Origin of the sequence: Candidatus Devosia phytovorans (assembly GCA_029202405.1) — a bacterium.
GTDB lineage: Bacteria > Pseudomonadota > Alphaproteobacteria > Rhizobiales > Devosiaceae > Devosia > Devosia phytovorans.
In genome coordinates, this window is record CP119312.1 from 2,264,055 (window position 1) to 2,282,181 (window position 18,127).

At 64.2% G+C, this 18,127-nt stretch carries 26 protein-coding genes; 6 read left to right on the top strand and 20 right to left on the bottom strand.

Going from position 1 to position 18,127, the window contains the following annotated elements:
* Positions 1–51: 51 nt before the first annotated feature.
* From P0Y65_11185 to P0Y65_11265, 17 genes are all read right to left on the bottom strand, one after another.
* A complete protein-coding gene (locus P0Y65_11185) occupies positions 52–522 on the bottom strand; it encodes an NlpC/P60 family protein (protein ID WEK02772.1) in 471 nt (156 codons plus the stop codon).
* Entirely contained in the window at positions 519–1,409 is an 891-nt protein-coding gene (locus tag P0Y65_11190) for a DUF2163 domain-containing protein (GenBank protein WEK02773.1), read from the bottom strand. Before P0Y65_11190 ends, P0Y65_11185 begins: the two co-directional genes overlap by 4 nt.
* Positions 1,406–2,026 carry a DUF2460 domain-containing protein gene (locus tag P0Y65_11195; GenBank protein ID WEK02774.1) on the bottom strand — a complete coding sequence of 207 codons (621 nt, stop codon included), beginning with the start codon at positions 2,024–2,026 and terminating at the stop codon, positions 1,406–1,408. Before P0Y65_11195 ends, P0Y65_11190 begins: the two co-directional genes overlap by 4 nt.
* Positions 2,027–2,166: 140 nt before the next feature.
* On the bottom strand, positions 2,167–2,715 hold the full coding sequence (locus tag P0Y65_11200; GenBank protein ID WEK02775.1) for a phage tail tape measure protein: 549 nt from the start codon (positions 2,713–2,715) through the stop codon (positions 2,167–2,169).
* Positions 2,705–2,896, bottom strand: a complete 192-nt coding sequence (locus P0Y65_11205) for a phage tail assembly chaperone (protein WEK02776.1) — start codon at positions 2,894–2,896, stop codon at positions 2,705–2,707. The genes P0Y65_11200 and P0Y65_11205 overlap by 11 nt, the downstream gene beginning before the upstream one ends.
* Positions 2,893–3,207 (bottom strand): gene transfer agent family protein, encoded by a 315-nt coding sequence (locus P0Y65_11210; protein WEK02777.1) that lies wholly within the window; start codon positions 3,205–3,207, stop codon positions 2,893–2,895. The genes P0Y65_11205 and P0Y65_11210 overlap by 4 nt, the downstream gene beginning before the upstream one ends.
* Before the next feature lie 9 nt (positions 3,208–3,216).
* Entirely contained in the window at positions 3,217–3,630 is a 414-nt protein-coding gene (locus P0Y65_11215; protein WEK02778.1) for a phage major tail protein, TP901-1 family, read from the bottom strand.
* A 12-nt stretch (positions 3,631–3,642) separates the two neighbouring features.
* Positions 3,643–4,041, bottom strand: a complete 399-nt coding sequence (locus tag P0Y65_11220) for a DUF3168 domain-containing protein (GenBank protein WEK02779.1) — start codon at positions 4,039–4,041, stop codon at positions 3,643–3,645.
* A 4-nt stretch (positions 4,042–4,045) separates the two neighbouring features.
* On the bottom strand, positions 4,046–4,387 hold the full coding sequence (locus P0Y65_11225) for a phage head closure protein (protein ID WEK02780.1): 342 nt from the start codon (positions 4,385–4,387) through the stop codon (positions 4,046–4,048).
* Positions 4,384–4,950 (bottom strand): head-tail connector protein, encoded by a 567-nt coding sequence (locus tag P0Y65_11230; protein ID WEK02781.1) that lies wholly within the window; start codon positions 4,948–4,950, stop codon positions 4,384–4,386. Before P0Y65_11230 ends, P0Y65_11225 begins: the two co-directional genes overlap by 4 nt.
* Before the next feature lie 225 nt (positions 4,951–5,175).
* Entirely contained in the window at positions 5,176–6,396 is a 1,221-nt protein-coding gene (locus tag P0Y65_11235) for a phage major capsid protein (GenBank protein WEK02782.1), read from the bottom strand.
* A 13-nt stretch (positions 6,397–6,409) separates the two neighbouring features.
* On the bottom strand, positions 6,410–6,886 hold the full coding sequence (locus P0Y65_11240; protein WEK02783.1) for an HK97 family phage prohead protease: 477 nt from the start codon (positions 6,884–6,886) through the stop codon (positions 6,410–6,412).
* Positions 6,887–7,006: 120 nt separating this feature from the next.
* A complete protein-coding gene (locus tag P0Y65_11245) occupies positions 7,007–7,195 on the bottom strand; it encodes a hypothetical protein (GenBank protein WEK02784.1) in 189 nt (62 codons plus the stop codon).
* 79 nt (positions 7,196–7,274) lie between these two features.
* Positions 7,275–7,568 (bottom strand): hypothetical protein, encoded by a 294-nt coding sequence (locus P0Y65_11250; protein ID WEK02785.1) that lies wholly within the window; start codon positions 7,566–7,568, stop codon positions 7,275–7,277.
* A 2-nt stretch (positions 7,569–7,570) separates the two neighbouring features.
* The gene (locus P0Y65_11255) at positions 7,571–8,155 is read right to left on the bottom strand and encodes a hypothetical protein (GenBank protein ID WEK02786.1); all 585 of its coding nucleotides are present in this window, start codon (positions 8,153–8,155) and stop codon (positions 7,571–7,573) included.
* A gap of 1 nt (position 8,156) precedes the next feature.
* Positions 8,157–8,741, bottom strand: coding sequence for a hypothetical protein (locus P0Y65_11260; GenBank protein WEK02787.1), 585 nt, complete (start codon positions 8,739–8,741; stop codon positions 8,157–8,159).
* Complete coding sequence (locus tag P0Y65_11265) at positions 8,741–9,895, bottom strand: phage portal protein (GenBank protein WEK02788.1); 1,155 nt, start codon at positions 9,893–9,895, stop codon at positions 8,741–8,743. The genes P0Y65_11260 and P0Y65_11265 overlap by 1 nt, the downstream gene beginning before the upstream one ends.
* Before the next feature lie 266 nt (positions 9,896–10,161).
* Here P0Y65_11265 and P0Y65_11270 point away from each other — a divergent pair, with 266 nt between their 5' ends.
* Positions 10,162–10,572 (top strand): type II toxin-antitoxin system VapC family toxin, encoded by a 411-nt coding sequence (locus P0Y65_11270; protein WEK02789.1) that lies wholly within the window; start codon positions 10,162–10,164, stop codon positions 10,570–10,572.
* On the opposite strand, the gene P0Y65_11275 is transcribed toward P0Y65_11270, so the two are convergent.
* Positions 10,573–11,832 (bottom strand): terminase family protein, encoded by a 1,260-nt coding sequence (locus tag P0Y65_11275; GenBank protein ID WEK02790.1) that lies wholly within the window; start codon positions 11,830–11,832, stop codon positions 10,573–10,575.
* Positions 11,810–12,232 (bottom strand): hypothetical protein, encoded by a 423-nt coding sequence (locus tag P0Y65_11280; protein WEK02791.1) that lies wholly within the window; start codon positions 12,230–12,232, stop codon positions 11,810–11,812. Before P0Y65_11280 ends, P0Y65_11275 begins: the two co-directional genes overlap by 23 nt.
* 376 nt (positions 12,233–12,608) lie before the next feature.
* Here P0Y65_11280 and P0Y65_11285 point away from each other — a divergent pair, with 376 nt between their 5' ends.
* The 4 genes from P0Y65_11285 (at position 12,609) to P0Y65_11300 (ending at position 15,571) form a co-directional block, all read left to right on the top strand.
* The gene (locus tag P0Y65_11285; GenBank protein WEK02792.1) at positions 12,609–12,917 is read left to right on the top strand and encodes a hypothetical protein; all 309 of its coding nucleotides are present in this window, start codon (positions 12,609–12,611) and stop codon (positions 12,915–12,917) included.
* A gap of 289 nt (positions 12,918–13,206) precedes the next feature.
* Entirely contained in the window at positions 13,207–14,256 is a 1,050-nt protein-coding gene (locus P0Y65_11290; protein ID WEK02793.1) for a hypothetical protein, read from the top strand.
* Between the two features lie 56 nt (positions 14,257–14,312).
* Positions 14,313–14,843 carry a bifunctional 3-hydroxydecanoyl-ACP dehydratase/trans-2-decenoyl-ACP isomerase gene (fabA, locus tag P0Y65_11295; protein ID WEK02794.1) on the top strand — a complete coding sequence of 177 codons (531 nt, stop codon included), beginning with the start codon at positions 14,313–14,315 and terminating at the stop codon, positions 14,841–14,843.
* An 89-nt stretch (positions 14,844–14,932) separates the two neighbouring features.
* Positions 14,933–15,571: a phosphotransferase gene (locus P0Y65_11300; protein WEK02795.1), complete on the top strand. Its 639-nt coding sequence runs from the start codon at positions 14,933–14,935 to the stop codon at positions 15,569–15,571.
* A gap of 10 nt (positions 15,572–15,581) precedes the next feature.
* Here P0Y65_11300 and P0Y65_11305 read toward each other — a convergent pair whose 3' ends face one another.
* Positions 15,582–17,507, bottom strand: a complete 1,926-nt coding sequence (locus tag P0Y65_11305; GenBank protein ID WEK02796.1) for a DUF5054 domain-containing protein — start codon at positions 17,505–17,507, stop codon at positions 15,582–15,584.
* 199 nt (positions 17,508–17,706) lie between these two features.
* Between P0Y65_11305 and P0Y65_11310 the strand changes: the two genes are divergently transcribed.
* Positions 17,707–18,117 carry an SH3 domain-containing protein gene (locus P0Y65_11310; protein WEK02797.1) on the top strand — a complete coding sequence of 137 codons (411 nt, stop codon included), beginning with the start codon at positions 17,707–17,709 and terminating at the stop codon, positions 18,115–18,117.
* Positions 18,118–18,127 lie beyond the last annotated feature (10 nt).

Genomic DNA, 18,127 nt, shown 5'->3' on the forward strand with positions numbered 1-18,127 from the left:
GCCGCCAGGTTTCTCAGTCGATCCCAACCACCTTGCGGCCGTTGGAAAATCTCAAGATGGGCCCCGGCTCAAGGGCCGGGGTGACACCGTGGTTGGGGCGCTTTCAGTGGTTGGAAACCGAAACCGCCCGCTCACCCGCCGCCCCCACGCCTCAGTCAAACTCGCCTCCACCACACCCAGCCGCTCCTGCGCATGGATGAACCGGCTCTCGCCCACCAAAATCCCGCAATGCTTCGGCTCGACCAGGCCACCCAGCCGGAACAGCAACACCTGCCCCGCGGCCAACGGCCCATGCTCCGCAATCAAAAACCGCTCCGCCGCGATCCGCAGCGCCCCGGCGTTGACCGGATCGCGCATGTCCGCCCGATAGGCCGGCAACTCCATCGGCTCATCGCCCAGCACCGCCCGCCACACGCCGCGCAACAGCCCGAGGCAATCGCAGCCAGCGCCAATGGTGGACGCCTGGTGCCGATAGGGCGTGCCGAGAAACGCTCGTGCCGCCACCACCACCGCCGCGCTCACTTGACCACCGCCCGCCCATCCAGCGCATCGCCCTGGCGCGGATGGCGCAGCACATAGTCGCTGCCCGGAATATGCGGAAAACCGCGGAAATTGACCGCATTGGCAAAGCGGGTCCGGCAGGTCTCAAAGCGCCGGTCGCAGCCCACCGTCACCACCAGCATATCGCCCGGCATGACCCAGTCCCCGACCTTCACCCCAAAACCCAGCGCATCGCCTCCAGCCACCCGCTGGTGCTGGAGCACACCGTCGCGCAGCCCCGCGCGTTTCCCGTCCGTCCACAATGCGGAACCGAAACCGAACGCATTCTCGGCAAAATGGCCGATCCCGCTCACCACCACCCTGTGGCTATCCTCCACCGCCATGACAGTGGCAAAGCCCTGCCGCTCCGGCCCGTCCAGCGCCAATCCACAGCGCGCATCGCCAACGGTCGCGTCGCACAGCCCCTGATAGATCCGCCCATGCGTGACATTGAGTCCCTGTTGGCCCGAGCGCAGCTCGGCGCGAAACAAGCCGTCCTCACGGACAATCTCGCCGATCACATCCACCCGCAACTGTACCCGCTGGCTGACATCGGCCCAGTTGACCCGCCAGGTTTCCACCATGGCCCCGTCATAACGCCCGAGCAGGATATCCTCTTCCGTGATCGCTTCGGCACTGATCACGCCCAGCACTTCCGAAGTCTCGACGCCCATGCCAAGCTTGCCCGGCACTTCGCTGCCATCGAGCCCGCTCACCGGTGTGTAATCCGTCCCACCAAAGCTCAGCACCCGATCGTGGTCGGTAAACCCCAGCACCACCCCATCGCGCCGCACCAGCGTCCAGCAGGTCGCCAGCGTCGTCTCACTCTGCGCGACATGTGCGGCAAAGCCGATCTCCAGCGTCCTCATGGCAAGATCTCCACCAGCGGAATGCTTGGCACCTCGGCCCCGTCGAAGCTGCTCAGTTCCACGTCCAGCCGGTCCATGTCGAAGCGCACCGGCACATCGAAGAGAAAGCCCGCGGTTACCGAAACACCATCGGCGGGCGGCGTGGCAAAGCCCACGACACCCGTCGCGAGATCGATCGTCCAGCCACTCAGCAAGTCCAGCCCCGCCACCGCCACGCGCACCGAACCCGAAATCGGCCGCGTGATCGGCCGCAGATAGGGATCAAAACTAGCGCCATAACGCTTGCTCAGCTGAAACTCCGCGCGCACGCCGTCGCCCGTGCCGATCCTCTGGTCCAGCGCCGTCGGCACCGCGCCACCGCTGGAAAAATCCAGCCCATCGCGCCACAAAAACCCATGCAATCTGCCGCGCCTTTCCTCGAAAAAAGCCAGCACCGCCGCCATGTCGGCGCGCGATTTCACCCCATAGCCGGCATTGTAGCGCCGCCGTGAATGCGCCCAGCGCCCATTGCGCTGCTCGCGCCCGCTGGCCAGCGTCACCACATCGGTCCGCCGCTCCGGCCCACCCCGCGCGCCCAGGGCGACGTCGAGCGGAAAGCGGATTGCATGAAAGGCCATGATGGATTTCCTTTGGATACCCCCACCTATCCTCCCCCTGATAGGGGGAGGGACCGCGTGGTGGATGGGGCAAGAGCGTGGATTAATCTCGATCTAGTCCCTCCCCCTTTTCAGGGGGAGGTTAGGTGGGGGTACTCTTCCTAACTCGACCGTGTCCCCCGCTTCACCGCCCGCAGCAGCATGGCCGAAATCTCCGCCTCGCTCTGGACGAAACTGCGCGCATCGCTGGCCGCCACATTGAAGGTCACGTTGACCGCGCCGCCACCACCGGCGACGCCCAATCGTCCATCGGAGCCGCGGGCCAGCGGCATGATTGCCTCCGGCCCGCGCTCCCCCACCAGGCCTGACGACGTGCCCAGTGGAAAATAGCTCGGCGTCGCGATCACCCCGCCCTTGGCGAAGGGTGTGACTGTGCCGAGCGCCGGATTGGTCCCGGCAAACAGGGAATTCATAAAACCACCTGCGAGATCGCCGAGCGGTTTGAAGGCGGCTTTCAGCGCGATATCGGCAAAGCCCTGCGCAATATCGCCCAGCATGGCTTTGAGCGACTTGCCGTCGAGCAGTGCGCCGCGAAAGCCGGTGGACACACTGCGCGCCACGCCGGCCGCCAGGTCCTCGATCCGCTCGAGCTCCAGCGACACATCGCCGAGCTCGCGTTCGAAGCCATCGGGAAACAGCTCATCGGCCATCGGGAAAGCGCTCCATCAGCATGTCCAGTTCACGCCGCCCCAGCGGCGCCCCGCGATCGCCCACCACCGCGCCCCAGGCGGCCGCCAGCTCCCGCGGGCTCATGCGCCAGAAGTCGCGTGGTGGCAGGCGCAGCACGCCCAGCCCGAAGCGCATCGCCGCCTCCCAGGGAAAGGGCGTCATGCTGCCTCTCCAAAGGTTGCCCTCAGCAGGCGCGCCGCGATCTCGGCCGCGCCCTTCAACCCGCCCTCGATGGCAAAGCGCGCCAGGTCATCGTCGGAAATGTCATTGCCGCCGCCACGCAGCCCGGCGCCCAGGATCGCCGTCAGGTCCCGCGCCGACACCCGTCCACTGCCGAACCGCTCAGCCAACCCGACGAGATCCCCCGCCTGCAACCGGCTCTCCAGCTCCGCCAGCGCCCCCAGCGTCAGGCACAAAACCCTCCGCTCGCCGCCGATCTCAGCGTCGATTTCACCCCGCAGGTGATTTCTCATGATGATCTCCTAGAGCGCCGTAAACGTCACTTCGCCCGCACTCTCCAGCGCGAGATCAAACGTCACCTCGCCCGCATGGTCGGCGGCAAATTCGAGTGCCACGATCTGGAACGGGCCCTGCACCGTGCCGAAGTCGGGAAGCGTCAGCTGCCAGTTGCGGATCGTGCCGGCAAAGAACAGGCTCCGCACCTGCGCATCCGAGGCGCCATCCTTGAACACCCCCGCCCCGCTGACCGAAGCGCGCTTCACCCCGCCGCCCGCCAGAAGCTCGCGCCAGCGCCCGGCACTTTCCTGGTCGGTCGTGTCGACGCTCGAGGCATTGAAGGCCAGGCTCCGCGTGCGCAGCCCGGCCACGGTGAGAAAACTACCCGACCCGGTCTGGTCGAGCTTGAGCAACATATTCTTCCCGCTCTGTGCGGCCATTTTTTGGTCCTTTCAGATTGGCTCGGAGAAAAACCGCAGTGTCACTGCGGCGCGCGCCAGGCCGCTGTTGCGGTCGATCATCGTTTCCGTGCGCAGATGATCGCGATGCGTCACGACGATGCCGGTCGCCACAAAGCTCTCGGCCACCGCTGCCACCCTTTCGGCCATATCCAGCGCCCGCTTGCGGCTCGGCTGGTCGCTCCAACAATGGATCAGCAGCCGGTGCTCCAGCACTGGCGCCAGGTCGCCATCCCTTGCGATCCCGTCATGCCGGGCAATCACCACATAGGGCGCCGCCCGCCCCTTGGGCACGGCATCGAAAACACCCTCCGCGCCCACCAGCGCCACCAGTTCAGCATCCGCCCGGAGCGCCATCACCAGCGCCCCCTGCAACAGTGCAATCGCCTGCATCGCCCTACCCCGTGAAACTGGTCTCGCTGCAGGCGCAGCTGAGATAGGCCTTGCGGCCATTGAGATCTGCCGCGCTCACCACATCCAGATTGCGCCCGCGATAGACGATGCGGTCGCCCGGCCGCACGTCATTGCGAAAGCGCAGCACTACGGCATGCGAAATTTCCACCGCCCTGCCATCCATGCTGGTGCCCTGCCGCCCGGCGAGACTACGCACCCGCGCCCAGAGGTCGCTGATCGGCACGAAGAGCGCCACCTGCCCGCCCTCCTCCTCGTCCATGGTTTCCCGGCGTCGCAACTGCACCCGGTCGGTCAGCGTGCCGAAGGGCGGGATATCCCCGCTCACAGCCGCACCCGCTTGTACTGGCCGACCATGCGATCAAAGCTCGACGGCACCAGAGCACCTGAACCAGCCACGATCACCGCGTCGCGATGCTCGAACCAATAGGCCACCAGCATCAGGATCGCCTGGCGAATGTCCGCTGGCACATTGCCCGGCTCGACACCGAACCCGGCGACATAGTCCACCTCGATCCCCTGCCGCTCCCGCAGCACGGGCATGCCGGTTACCAGTGATGGCAACAGCAGCCGATCCGGCTCGCTCAAAAACTGCCCCAGCGGCACCACATGCGCCGCGCCGCCTACGTCAAAAGCGGTGATCTCCGTCACCGCCATGAAAGGCGTCACGGGAAGCCGCAGCTGGCCGTCCCCCGGCCAGTCATCCAGCACCAGCCGCCAGCCCTGCGCCACCAGCGCCCGCCCGGTCACGCCCTCGACATGCAACCGCGCCGCCCCGATCAGTGTCGTGATCAGCGCATCCTCGGTCGTGTCATCGAGCTTGAGAAACGCCCTCGCCTCGCCAAGCGAAACCGGCTCCTCCGCGGGCCCCGCGAGAAGGTATGAAATCATGTTTTTGGCCTTTTGGTTTTGCTTGTCGCTGAACCCTCAGTCGACAACCCTCTCCCCTTGAGGGAGAGGGACAGGAAATCCGCGTTCAGCGGATTTCCAGGGTGAGGGGTTGGCACCGCAAACTGAGTGCCTAAGCAGAGAACCCCTCATCCGTCTCGGCTTCGCCGAGCCACCTTCTCCCTCAAGGGGAGAAGGTTGAGACCGAGTGTGTGGACGCGCCGGCGTTCAGCTGACAGCAAACTTCAGCAGCTTGATCGCATCGTAGTCCGCAATCCCGCCACCAACCCGCTTGGTCGTATAAAACAGCACATAGGGCTTGCTGCTGAACGGGTCGCGCAGCACGCTCACCCCCTGGCGGTCGACGATCAGATACCCCCGCTTGAAATCGCCAAAGGCAATCGACATCGACCCCGCCGCAATCCCGGGCATGTCCTCGGCCTCGACCAGGTCAAAGCCCATGAACCTTGCCTTGCCATCGGCCGTCGCTGCCGGCTGCCACAGGTAGTTCCCGTCCGCATCCTTGAGCTTGCGCAGGGTCCCTTGCGTCTTGCGGTTCATCACCCAGCTGGCATTCTGCCGATAACCAGCCTTGAGCGCATAGACCAGATCGATCAGCACATCGCTGGCACTGGTTGCCGGCAGCGCACCCGCCACGCCGGTCGGCACATAGCCGAGGTTTCCCCAGCTCCAGTTGATCTCGTTGACCGCAGTTGCCGCCAGGAACCCCGTCGGCTTGTTGACGCCATTGCCAGTGACGAAGGCCGTGGTTTCCTGCGCCGCAAAGGCCGCATTGACCTCTTCGGCGATCCACTGGCCGACATCCACCGCCGCATCGTCGAGGAAGGCCGATGTCGCCGCCGGCATGGCATAGAGTTCCATGGTCGGATAGCTGAGCTCGGCCAGGGTCTGGCTATTGGTCACCGGCCGCGCCGCCGTTTCGCCGACCCAGCCCACCTGCGGCCCGGTGACCGAAATCGGCCGCTTGTAGACCGCGCCACTCACCTGCCGCACGCCGGCAATGGCGCGGATCGGCGATACCGCCGTCATCAGCCTGGTGATCTCGGTCTCGGTCTCGGGCGGCACCACATAGCCGCCATCGGCATTGACGCCGATCTGCAGCGCCTTTTCCTCGCCGCGCTTGACGTAGGACGCGAAAGCCGCCTTGTATTCGCCGCCGAGCGACGCCGCCTTGCCATCGAGCGCCGGACGGGCGCGCTCCAGCGCCACGCGGTCGAGCGCCGCCTTCTGCCCGTCGAGCACGGCGTTCAGCCGATCCAGCTTGCCTTCGAGCAGCGTATCGGCCGAGCCGCGCTTTTCGATCTCGGCGATGCGCTGGTCATTGGTGCGCTTGAATTCCTCGAAGGCGCCGGAAAATTCGGCGAAGAGCGCAGCAATGTCGCTCCCCGCGCCGGCCTTGGTTTCAAGGCCGTCACTGGTCATGTCCATCTGTTTGGATATCCTATCGGTTACGGATAGCGTCGGTCGCCGCCACAATGGCAGCGCCGGTGGAAAGCGAGGCCGGCGCGATGCGCGCCGCCTCCATCATCGGAAAGGTGACGATCGAGATTTCAAACAACTCGATCTGCCAGAGTTTGCGCGTGCCCCCCTCGCGGGTCGCCCTGACGGTGCGGAAGCCGATGGACAAACCATCCAGCGCCCCCTGCGCGATCAGCCTGCGCAGCGCATCCGCGCGCTCGACCCCCGGCACCAGCCGCCCGGCAACGAACAGCCCATGCCCATCCTCGGCAATGGTCTCCCAGATGCCGACCGGCTCCTTGGGATCATGCTGGAACAGCATGCGGACGCGGTCGCGCCGCTTGCCGAGGCTTTTGGCAAAGGCCCCCGGCATGACCACGTCGCCACCGCTGTCGAGAATATTGAACAGGCTGGCATAGCCCGAAAACCGTCCATCCGCCTCGATGGCAATGGCGCCCATCAGCGCTTGCCCGGCTTGGCTGACACTGGCTTGGTCTTGGCCAAAGTCCCCGCCAGGTTCCAGGCAAATTGCCGGAACGTCTGCTGCGCATTCTCGCGATTTGGCTTGTTTGCCATGGCTTTAGTCCTCCTTGCGAAACAGGCGATTCAAATTGGCGATCTCCTGCACGAAGTCGTTGAAGTGTTGATTCACCTTGGCCATCTCGCGCAGGCTCCAGACGAGGAGCCCCGAAGCCCCGCTGGCCCAGAGAAACAGCGCAAGATGGGCGAGGTCGCCCCGCTCGATGACGGTTTTGGTCAGGTCGTCCATTGCTCCCTCCGGGCAAAGAAAAGGCCCGCCGAAGGGGCGGGCCTTGGGTTTCATGCATAGCTGGCAGATGGCCTCGGCCCTAAAGCCGACGTCGGATCAGCCCGAAAAGAGAGTCGATATGAGCAGCCGAGGTGAAGCCGAAATCCGCCTTTGACCGTCGCCACAGATCTAAAAGACGGTCGCCCGAATTGGGCAGGATAAGCACCTTGTCCAAGAAGCCGGCCAGTTCTCGGCGTTCCTCCTCCGACAGACCCATCACGAGATAGTCCGCAAGCGCCGTGTCCTTTGCTTCGACGAAGTCGAGAACGTCCTGATGAAACCGCATGGCGATAGCCCAGAAGCTTGCGGGCGCATCCGGCGCATCATTAGCCATACCTATACTCCCGACGATGCCAGATAAGTCTCCACGATCGCCGAGCGCAGGCGCCACTTGGGCTTGCTCGACCACTGCGCCCAGGCAGACTTCAAGACGTCGCTTTCCCAAAATGCGTTCAGCGCGGTGTAAAAGTCGCGCACCAGAACCCGGCGCTCGATGCGAACGGCAAATTCCAGCCGGTCGGGATACGTCCAGGCCGACAACGTCACGGTTGGCGCAGTGCCCGACACGACGATCGCGGCATAGCCACCCTCCATGTCTATTCCCAGAGAGCCTTCACCGGCAGCAACAAGATGCTCCAACCAATCGATGAACTGCAGGCGATATTCTTGGTCTGCATGGACACGAAACAAGGATAGAGGGTCACAGCTGTCGATGCTGTCCGGCGAGTATAGTCCCCACTCGACCACAGAATTGCCCGCTTTGATGTCGATCGGGATTTCCCACGCGACCGGTGCAGCAAGACGGATTGAAACCTCATCCACGACTGGAAAATCGTCTCTGGTCAGGTTCTTGCCGGTTCGGACAAGCGCGGCGAGCTTGTCTGACGTTCCGGTTCTGACGATGACAAGTCTGTGCTTCATCTCAATCAGCTCCCCACATTTCGACTGGATACAACTGATGGATTTGTCCCGTTACGGGATCGAAACGAATTCTAACTCTATCGGTTAGCTGTCCGTATTTGTCCACTCCCACCAACAGCGGGGTCACGGCGCCCGTGGTCAGATCGACCTCAACAAAGTCGCCGGAAAATTCGTAGAGGTTGCCATGCGTCCAAGGCATCGGCACCGTATGCCTGCGATACAGGTCGTCTACTATACTCTGTATGGCTTCCGGGGTCGAAAACTGAAGCAAAAATCTGCTGTTGTTGGGTCGCGTTCTTGGTGTGTAAAAGCCGTGAGAATTGATGATGTGAAACATCCTCTCGGGCGTGATGATCGGATTTATGCTGAAGTTTTGCGCAACGCGAACGCGTTGGCTGGCTCCTGATTGACCCGTTACTGCGCCAGCGCTAGGTATCCACTGCCCACCCTCTGATGTCCCTTTTGGAGCTCTGGGCTGGTCCGGACGGTACTTGTGGGAAAGTCTATCAAGAGCTTGCCAGAAGCGGCGTAGCGCCAGCGTCAGCCTGAGATCTGCGATATGAGATCGGATTTCCGGCCGCATCATCACATCCCCACCAGCGCCCGCTTCTCCGCATCCGTCAAAAACTCCGCCGCACTGACCCTGGCCCAGAGCGCCGCGCGGTCCTCGGCCAGCGCCTCGACCCCATCGAAGTCCGGCGTCACCACCGCCCCGCCAAACGCCGGGCCCAGCCAGGTGCTGAGTTCATCCGCCACCCGCAGCACCAGAGGGATCAGCGTCTGTCGCCATAGCGCGCGATTGGCCTCGGCGAGATTGGCATAGGTATTGTCGCCCGGAATGCCGAGCAGCATGGGTGGCACGCCGAAGGCCAGGGCGATATCCCGCGCCGCCGCGTGGCGCGCCTCGATGAAATCCATGTCGCGCGGCGACAGTGCGATCGTCTTCCAGTCCAGCCCGCCTTCGAGCAGCATCGGCCGACCGGCATTGCCCGTGCCGGTAAAATTCTCCTCCAGCTCGACCTTCAGCCGATCAAACTGGTCCCGCGTCATGCCCTGGGCGCCGGCCGAATAGACCAGCGCCCCGCTCGGCCGCGCCGCATTGTCGAGCAGCGCCTTGTTCCATTCGGCGGCAGCATTGTGGATGTCCATGCTGGTCTGCGCCGCTTCGAGCGGCGCCATGCCATAGTGGTCGTCCGCCGGATGAAACAGCGCCAGGTGCAACACCGCCGCGACCGGCCCGCCATCCTGGCGCAGCCGGATCGTCCGCCCGCCGGCGGTATAGTCATAGGCCTCCGGCCAACCGTCCGCCCCGGCCACAACCTTCATCCGGTCCGGCCGCAGGCCAAACAGGCCCCTGACCGCCCCATCGACGATTCCCGCCTGCAGATAGGCGTTGCCACTGGTCTGCAGATAGGCATAAACCGCCTCGAGCAATTCACTGCCCGACTGCCGCCCATTGGGCCGGCCGAGCAGGTCCTTCAGCGGATGCTCATCCAGCCGCTTGCCATTCTCGCTCACCACCAACGGCACCCGATTGGCCGTTTCGGCAATCAGTCGTATACAGCGATAGACCACCGGGTTGCGGGCAAAGCCCTGGTTCACGAGGCTCGCAAACCCCCGCCCACTCCAGTTCGCCGCCCCGAGCTGGCTAAGGCTGAGCAGCGAATGCCCGGCAAAGGCCTTGGCTTCGACAGGCGTGTTTGCTCCGCCGCGAAACAGGCGGTTGATCCAGTTCGGCATGGTCAAAACGTCCCTATTTCTATATGTTCATCGTGAACATGCGAGGCTTCAAAGATGGCTCACGCCAAGCTACGGACCCAACGTTCTGACATGGGCGCTCCCCCTTTGGGGCAGCAACCCGTTCTCGGCGCCGCCACGGCGTCGTTTGCTCCTGTGCCCAACCTTGCCGAATTGGAGCAGACCGGCGGACCGGAGTTTGACGGCAAACTTGAGCTACCGACCCGCGTGCATTGGTCATCTCGCTTTTCACCGGATCTCTTCGAAGATTGAGCCTGCTCCTCGACACAAATATCCTGTCGGACCTGCGTCGACGCCGCGAGGGGCGCGAGAAGCTGTTTGCCTGGCGTGACACCGTCGCCGGTCAGGCCAAATACATCTCGGTCATGTCCCTGATGGAGATCGAGGACGGCATCTTGCGCTCGGAACATCGCCACGACGCCCATGTCCCGGCGCTCCGCATGTGGTTCTCAAGCCTGCTGCAACAGTTCGATCGAGCCACGCTCAGTGTTGACACAGAGGTCGCCCTGATGACCTCCAGACTGCAGCGCATTCGAACCGTCCCGATGAATGATGCCATCATTGCCGCAACCGCCCTTGTGCACAACCTGACGGTCGTCACTCGTGACGAGCACGACTTCAGGGATCTCGGTCTGCGTATCATCAACCCCTGGACCTAATCACCACAACCGCCTGATCCGCGGCCCCATCGGCCCCAGCATCAGGTCTGTCACAGCCCAGACCAGCGCATCGACCCGGTCCGGGGAGTGGCCATTGCTCAGCCCATCGAGCCGGAAGGCGCACATTTCGTCCTCCAGCGCGGTCAGCCCGTCGCCGTGGCTCACCAGCCCGCGCCCATAGAGCGCTGCCACCGGCTCGGCCCTTGTCCACTTGCCCCGGCTGGCCCGCACCTCGCGGATCGGCACCTGGGCATCGGCCTGTCGGATCACCTCGCGCACCAGGTCCCCGCCCTGATTGACCTCCACCACGATGGCATCCGCACCATGCGCATGAAAGGCCGCCACCGCCCGGCGCGCCCATTGCATGGGCTGCACCGCATGCATGGTGCAATCCTCCAGCACCGCCGCGCCCTCGCCGACCCGGCCGGCCACGACGATGCCGCAAGCATCGGATCGCGATGTCCCCGTCACCGGCGGATCCACCGCGACGACAATGCGTTCCACCGCGCCCCCCTCGAAACGCCGGAACATGGATCGCTGCCACAGCGCATCCGGCATGTCCTCGATCAGCTCCCCATCCAGCTCCTGCCGCCCGAGCACGGAGCCCTTGTAGCGACCCACGACGTCGTCGAGAAAGCGTGGAGCCAGATGGGCGTGATTATCCTGCGTTCGCATATGGCGCACCACGGTGTGCTCATCGGCCAGCAGTCGCCGCAGCAGCGGGATCGGCCGTGGCGTCGTCGTCGCCAATTGCCTTGGCCGGTCGCCCAGCCTGAGGCCAAACTGCAACTGGTCCCATGCCGCTTCCGCATTGGGCCATTTGGCTACCTCGTCGCACCAGGCGGCCGCGAACTGAGGCCCCCGGAAGCGATCGGGATCGGACGCGGACATCAGGAAAGCCTCCACCCCATTGGGCCAGACCAGCCGGTTGCCCTTGATCGTGGGCTGCTCGCCATCGGCGCAGACATCGACGATGCCGCTGTCGCCGCGCACCATGATGGTCAGCGCCTCGGCCATGTTCTCGCCCACCAGAGCGATGGGCGATATCTTGCGTTGCGCGAGGCTGCGCACCCATTCGGCGCCGGTCCGAGTCTTGCCGCAACCCCGCCCACCCATGAACAGCCAGGTCGTCCAGTCGCCCTCGGGCTCGCGCTGCTGTTCGTAGGACCAGTGCGACCAGTCGTAGAGCTTGGCATCCACCTCGCCGTCGACCATTGCGGCGACCTGGGTTCTTCCATCAGCGGCGGTTGTATTGGTCAATTCGTCTTGCCAGCTTTTCGCGCTTCTCGGCCATGTCCCGCTTCGGCGGCACGATCTCGATCTTGTTCTCGGCCGCTTCCATGCTGGCGATCTTGTCGAAATTCCTGATCAGGTCGGTCAATTGCCGTGTCTCCGTTTCGCTCAGCGTTTCGCCGGTTGAATTGCCCAGCTTGGCTACCTGCCGCTCGAGCAGGGCGAAGAGCCGGCTGAAGGTCGAGCCCTTGCGGTCGCTGTTGCGCAATTGGCGCGACAGCCAGCGGTCCTTGCGACAACGGTTCTCGAACTGCCCTTTGGTCACGCCGAACTGCGTGCAGATCTGCTTGATGCTGTCGTCGCTCAATTCATAGGCGCGCCGGATCGCGATCCAGTCCGGACCGTCGCCACTTTTTACTGCTGTCATGAAGTCCTCGGATGGTTTGTCAGGTCCCCGCTACAGCGTTGTGACCCACTTTTCCGACCATGCCATAACCATAGCATGCCAGCGTCACGCGGGGAAAAGTCCCACGAAATTTCTGCACTTCCGCGGCCAAGATATTGCCACGCCCCGGAAAAAACTTCGATTCCAGCGGTTTCAAACTGTCGGATTGGCCGGCCAGCGCGCCCGCCCCGCTCAAAGCCCGGGAGAAAACCAAATTCTGGCGCACTTGAAATCGGATCAATCAATCCGCGCGAAATACTGAAGGTCTTTAGAAATTTCCTTGCAACATGACTGCAATCTTCAAACATCATCAATAAAACAGATCGTAATGATTGCTTGATTGAGGGGGACACCAATCATGGCACGCGACGTCGAGCGATATATCCGCATTCAGGAAAAGGGGCCGGCCAAGGGCGACATGGCGGTCACCTGGCGCACCCTACCCAATTGCGAAAAGGTCCCGGTCTGGGAAACGGCCAAGGCCTTCAGGCTCGACGAGGGCCAGACCGATCCGGTCACCGTCCACATCTTCCACATTCCCCATGTGCCGAAGGTCAGCCGCGGCCATCGCGTGGTCTATCTCGGCCTGCCCTTCCAGGTCGCGGAAGTCTCCAACACCCCGCAACTGCTCGGCCTCGAACTGCGCTGCCGCGCCGAAATCGCATAGGCCCCACGCCAAGCCGTCCTGCGCCGCATTGGTTCGGCCGCTCACCGCGTGGCCGTGCCATCTTGTCTTCTTCCCGATTGGCCTTCATCCTGCGCTTCTTTGAGCGATTTTTCCGGGATTTGCCGCGTGCCCTGTTTTCATTGGCGACTTCAATGCTGGCTCGCTCAGCCTGTTGCCGCCATGGTCGAGGTCATTGCCACCCATCCTGCCTCGGCCTGACCGCCAGGGCAGGCTTGCCGCGATGATTGGGCTTGTGCAGGTTCTGTAGCATTCAAGCAGGAGACGTCTCTTGTTGCCGTTCTTGTCGGACCTCCTGTCTCCCTTCTTTGGCGCCATGCGCCTGCTTGGCTCCGACATGCTGCTGATCGCTCTGGGGGCCTGCAGCGCTTTTTTCGTCACCGTACTGGGCATTCCCCGTATTGTTCATCGCCTGCCGCGCGATCGTGGCCGGGCCTTTGCCGTCGATGCGGACAAGAGCGTGGGCAAGCCGATGGGCGCCGGTCTTTTTCTCATGCTGGTCTTTGCCGCTGCCGTCCTCATCTTCGTGCCCTGGCGAGCGGACCTGGTCCTGTTCCTCGGCGTGCTGCTATTGGCTGCCGCCGTCGGCTTTGTCGACGATGCTACGGGCGGGCTGTCGCAATATCAGCTGGCTGCCTTCGATCTGCTGGCGGCGGGACTGTCGGCTGCGCTGCTGGTGGGCGGCACGACGACGGTGGACCTGTGGTTTCCGCTGGTAAGCGGCTCCTTTACGCTGCCCGCCTTTGCCGTCTTCCTGCTGTTTCTCGGCGTGATCTGGATCGCCATCAATGCCACCAATTGCAGCGACGGGGTGGATGGACTGTCTGGCAGCCTCAGCGTGGTCTCGCCCGTCTTCCTGGGCTTCCTGCTCTATGGCGTGGTGGGCGACGAGGCGACGGCGACCTATCTGCTGATCCCCTTTGATGCCCGCACCGGGTTATGGGCCAGCCTGGCTTTCATCATGGTAGGGGGCCTCGCCGGCTATCTCTGGCACAATGCCCCACCGAGCACCGTGCTGATGGGCGACGCCGGGTCGCGGCCGCTGGGCCTCTTGGTCGGCGTGCTGGTCTGCGCCAGCCACAATGTGCTGCTGATCGTGGTCGTGGGCTTCGTCATCCTTGCCAATGGCGGCACGGGCATCGTCAAGATTGCGCTCAAGCGCTTCTTCAGGATCCTGGTTTTCGGCCGCATCCGCTTTCCGCTGCACGACCATTTCCGCAAGCAGGCCGGCTGGACGGGAACGCAGGTGCTGATGCGCTTCGTCATCGCCCATCTCATCCTGTCTGCCCTGCTCTACGCCGTGCTGCTCAAGGTGAGATAGATATTCTCACACTCGGAACAGACCCCGCCGCCATCGTCAGCCTGAGAGGATCTTTCGTGTTCAATCCCGCCGACCATCACGTGCCGCAATCGTCCTACAGCAAGCTCGACCTGCTGAACTCCGCCAATGGCGGCTATTTCGGGCCCGGCAATGCGCAATTGCCGGCGCCGCCCATGCTGATGATGGACCGCATTACCGAGATCACGCTCGACGGCGGTCCGCATGGCAAGGGCCATGTCGTGGCCGAACTCGATATCAGTCCCGACCTCTGGTTCTTCAATTGCCATTTCCCCGGCGATCCGGTGATGCCGGGGTGCCTGGGGCTCGATGCCATGTGGCAGGTGGTCGGCTTCTGGCTTGGCTGGTCCGGGTCGCCCGGCAAGGGCCGCGCCTCGGGCGTGGGGGAGGTGAAATTCCGCGGCGAGATCACACCACAGACCCGGCTGGTGCGCTACGAGATTGACATGCGCCAGGTGCGGCGCGGCCGATTGGTGGTTGGCGCCGCCGATGGCCGCGTCTTCGCCGATGGTGCGCTGGTCTATCAGGCGCATGACATGAAGGTTAGCCTGATCGCCCCGGTCGCCTGATCGTGGCGGGCGAGGCAAGCAGGTCAGTCGATAGCCAGATCCCGCTTGGGCGTGGGCGCGTGGCCGAGGTGTTCGCCAGGGGCGAGCACGTGCTCAAGCTCTACCGGGACGGCGCAGGCAAGGCGGCCGCCTTTCGCGAAGCCGCCACGCTGGCCCTCCTCGAGGACACGGGCCTCCCCATACCCGGGGTCGTGGCCGCTGGGCTCTACGACGGGCGCTGGGGGGTGGAAATGAGCCGCGCCGCCCGGCCCGCTGTGGCCTGGGACGCCCCAGCGATCGCGGCGCTGCATATCCGCATCCACCAGGTTCGCGGCAAGCCGCTGCCCGCGCTCAAATCGAGACTGCGGCGCGATATCGGCAATGCCCGCCAGCTGGATGACGCGCTGCGCAGCAAGCTGCTGTCGCGGCTCGACACTCTCGCCGAAGGCGACGCGCTCTGCCATGGCGATTTCCATCCCGGCAATATCATGGGCAGCGCGGCAGCACCCGTCGTCGTCGACTGGCTCGACGCGGCCACAGGGCCATCCGAGGCCGATGCCTGTCGCAGCTATCTGCTGTTCCTGCACCACGCGCCTGCCTTGGCCGAGCCCTATCTCGACGCCTATTCGACCCTTGCGGGGCGACCACGCGACACTATCCTGGCCTGGCTGCCGATCGTCGCGGCGGCTCGCCTCGCCGAAGGTGTCCATGACGAGGTTGCGCGCCTTCTGGCGCTGGCCGCCGGCTGACCGTTGCGCCTCACGCCCGATCCAGCCGCAGGATGAAGCGGAACACCTGGCTTCCCTCCCACCACATGGGAAAATTGGTGCCCCACTTGTTGTTGTAGAGGTTGAAGGCCACCCCCTGCCCGAAGTCGGGAACTTCGGGCTGGAAGGGCATGAAGGGCGCGAGCGCCGGCGCCACCAGCGCCGCATCGAGCGGCGTAACGGTCAAGGCGCCCTGCCCCAGCCGCGCCCGCATTGCCGTGACGGCCTGCAACTGGCCACCGCCGCGGCGCACGATATTGTCGGCCGCATGCCACAGCCCCAGTTTTTCCAGCTGCCATTCGTTCGCACCCGCCGGCCTGATGCTGAAGAACCCCGCCTCGGGCATGCGATTGGCCGGCTTGTCGCGCAAAACCAGCGTCACCGCCACCTGATCGGCATCGATCCCCTGGATGTGGATTTCCTGCCGCGCCGGACCGCCCAGCGCGTCACGCGCCTCCGGCTCCAGCTCGGCGATGCCAACCCCGCCATCGACGCCCAGGTGACGCGGCACAAAGCGCGCCGTCCGCGCCGTTTTCGCACGCTCCAGCCCCGGCTTGTCGTGATCGAGAATGGCCCATTCGAGGCAATGCTGCAGATAGCTGTCGAGATGGGTCTGGAGGCTTGCCGAGTCAAAACTCTCGTGGCGATAGCCAAGCAACGCCCCATCCTGGCCCTCCACAACCTGCCCGTCAGGCGCCACGAGCCGCAGGACATCGCCCGTCGTCGCATCAAGATCGGCCGTCCAGCCCTTGTCCTCCAACTGCAGGCCGGCCTGTGGCACCGCTGGCGCAGGCGGCGTCAACCCGGCCAACGCGGCGTCCGCCGCGGCCCGGTCCGCACCATCCAGCGCCTGCAGGGCCGTATCGATGTAGCCGCGCTGTTCGGCCCAGGACTGTTCGGCATAGGCAAAGCGATAGTCCGATCGGCGCGACGCTTCGAAGTCGCTGCGATCCCAGGCCTTGTCATCGCGCAGATAGGTCTTCACATCGACGCCCCAGGTGTGCTCGGCCACCATGGCAAGGCCTCGACCAAAGGCGCGGCGCTGCGGCGTCAGCGTCTCGAAGCCGTCGTAGAACCGCTGCAGCGCACGGAAGCGCGCCAGCTTTTGCGGGTCGCTGGCCGTGCCATGGATCCAGCTGTCGCCAATCTCCTGTTCCAGCACCGGAAACTGCGCCCGCCGCGCCCACATTTCCGCGCCAAAAGCATCGAGCGTCGATGCCACGATCCTGGCATCGGGATGGTCGTGGCGCATGGCCCGCAGCGCCTCGACGGTCTGGCCGACGCTTTGCGGGCCGATATTGTCATTGGTATGGGCAAAGCTGAGGCCGATATCGGGCCCGGCCGGGAAGTCGGTCGCCCCATAGGAGGCCTGATACATCACCACCACTTCGGCGCCATCGGGCGCCCGCCAGACAAAGATCGGCGGCACATCGGGCACGGGGCTCGCCGTATTGACGCCCAGATGCAGGAAGCGGATCCCAGCCGCCGCCAGCAGCGGCACCATGCCCAGCGTATGGCCGGGCACATCGGTCATCTTGGCCGCGATGGTCGTGTTGCCAAAGCGCTGGTCGAGCTCTTCTGCATAGCTCAGCCCGGCCCTGAACAGGGCCGGCGACATCAGCTCGGTATGGGTGGTAAAGGGCAATCCATGCCAGGCGATCAGCCCGCGCTCGATGGCCCGCTCCAGCCGCCGCACCCGCGCGGCATCCTGGCTCTGCAGATGATCCCAGATCAGCCAGGCGCCGGTCGTCCAGATGAAGGCGGGCGCCTCGGGATTTTCGGCAAAGAAATGCTCCCCCGTGGCGATCGCCTGGGGAATGAACTGTTCATGATATTGCCGCCGTACCGGCGCGGCATGATCGGTGAAACCGATATCGAGATGGGTCTTGAAGACCAGGTGAATGGTTGGCACGGCCATGCAGGTTCCTCCCCTGCCCGCCTGTTTGGCAAGGATGGGACAGGACGGCAAGAGCGCCCTGCGCGATCGATCAGGCACGTCGTCGGAATTGGCGCTGCTCGACGCCATCTGGCGATCGTCTGCTCATCGACCATGCCCGCCGCCGCACGCATTCCTTTAAGACCAATGCGGTTAGATAGACCCGGACAGGGGGCGACTCATGGCGAAGAAAAAGCAGAATTCGAACTGGGCCGGATGGGTCATCCTGGGTGTCATCGGCTTCGGCATCTATCAGTTCGCCATGGTGGACCGCCCGGCGACCGGCGGCAGCGCCAGTCCTGCCGCCAGATCGGCGCCGCCGGCATCACCAGCATCCGCATCGGCGCCGCTTTCCGCGCCCCGTTTCGTCAATGTCGCGTCCCTCAATGTCCGCCACACGCCCGACACAGCCGGTCCCCTGATCATGACGTTGCCGCGCGGCACGGCGCTGCGGGTCATCGACCGGCAGAATGGCTGGCTCCTTGTGGACCTCAATCCGAGTCTTGAGGGCTGGGTTTCAGAACAGCTCACGACGACCCAGGCGCCACAGAAACGCCTGGTGCCACCAGCCGCACTGACCGGCTCGCGCTAGGCGCGGCCCC

Coding starts and splice junctions, on each gene's coding strand:
- P0Y65_11215 (WEK02778.1), bottom strand. CDS start 3,630: ATGGCCGCACAGAGCGGGAAGAATATGTTGCTCAAGCTCGACCAGACC.
- P0Y65_11265 (WEK02788.1), bottom strand. CDS start 9,895: ATGCCGAACTGGATCAACCGCCTGTTTCGCGGCGGAGCAAACACGCCT.
- P0Y65_11220 (WEK02779.1), bottom strand. CDS start 4,041: ATGCAGGCGATTGCACTGTTGCAGGGGGCGCTGGTGATGGCGCTCCGG.
- P0Y65_11285 (WEK02792.1), top strand. CDS start 12,609: ATGGCACGCGACGTCGAGCGATATATCCGCATTCAGGAAAAGGGGCCG.
- P0Y65_11240 (WEK02783.1), bottom strand. CDS start 6,886: ATGGGCGCCATTGCCATCGAGGCGGATGGACGGTTTTCGGGCTATGCC.
- P0Y65_11195 (WEK02774.1), bottom strand. CDS start 2,026: ATGGCCTTTCATGCAATCCGCTTTCCGCTCGACGTCGCCCTGGGCGCG.
- P0Y65_11205 (WEK02776.1), bottom strand. CDS start 2,896: ATGACGCCCTTTCCCTGGGAGGCGGCGATGCGCTTCGGGCTGGGCGTG.
- P0Y65_11310 (WEK02797.1), top strand. CDS start 17,707: ATGGCGAAGAAAAAGCAGAATTCGAACTGGGCCGGATGGGTCATCCTG.
- P0Y65_11280 (WEK02791.1), bottom strand. CDS start 12,232: ATGACAGCAGTAAAAAGTGGCGACGGTCCGGACTGGATCGCGATCCGG.
- P0Y65_11260 (WEK02787.1), bottom strand. CDS start 8,741: ATGATGCGGCCGGAAATCCGATCTCATATCGCAGATCTCAGGCTGACG.
- P0Y65_11255 (WEK02786.1), bottom strand. CDS start 8,155: ATGAAGCACAGACTTGTCATCGTCAGAACCGGAACGTCAGACAAGCTC.
- P0Y65_11210 (WEK02777.1), bottom strand. CDS start 3,207: ATGAGAAATCACCTGCGGGGTGAAATCGACGCTGAGATCGGCGGCGAG.
- P0Y65_11245 (WEK02784.1), bottom strand. CDS start 7,195: ATGGACGACCTGACCAAAACCGTCATCGAGCGGGGCGACCTCGCCCAT.
- P0Y65_11190 (WEK02773.1), bottom strand. CDS start 1,409: ATGAGGACGCTGGAGATCGGCTTTGCCGCACATGTCGCGCAGAGTGAG.
- P0Y65_11305 (WEK02796.1), bottom strand. CDS start 17,507: ATGGCCGTGCCAACCATTCACCTGGTCTTCAAGACCCATCTCGATATC.
- P0Y65_11230 (WEK02781.1), bottom strand. CDS start 4,950: ATGATTTCATACCTTCTCGCGGGGCCCGCGGAGGAGCCGGTTTCGCTT.
- P0Y65_11235 (WEK02782.1), bottom strand. CDS start 6,396: ATGGACATGACCAGTGACGGCCTTGAAACCAAGGCCGGCGCGGGGAGC.
- P0Y65_11200 (WEK02775.1), bottom strand. CDS start 2,715: ATGGCCGATGAGCTGTTTCCCGATGGCTTCGAACGCGAGCTCGGCGAT.
- P0Y65_11250 (WEK02785.1), bottom strand. CDS start 7,568: ATGGCTAATGATGCGCCGGATGCGCCCGCAAGCTTCTGGGCTATCGCC.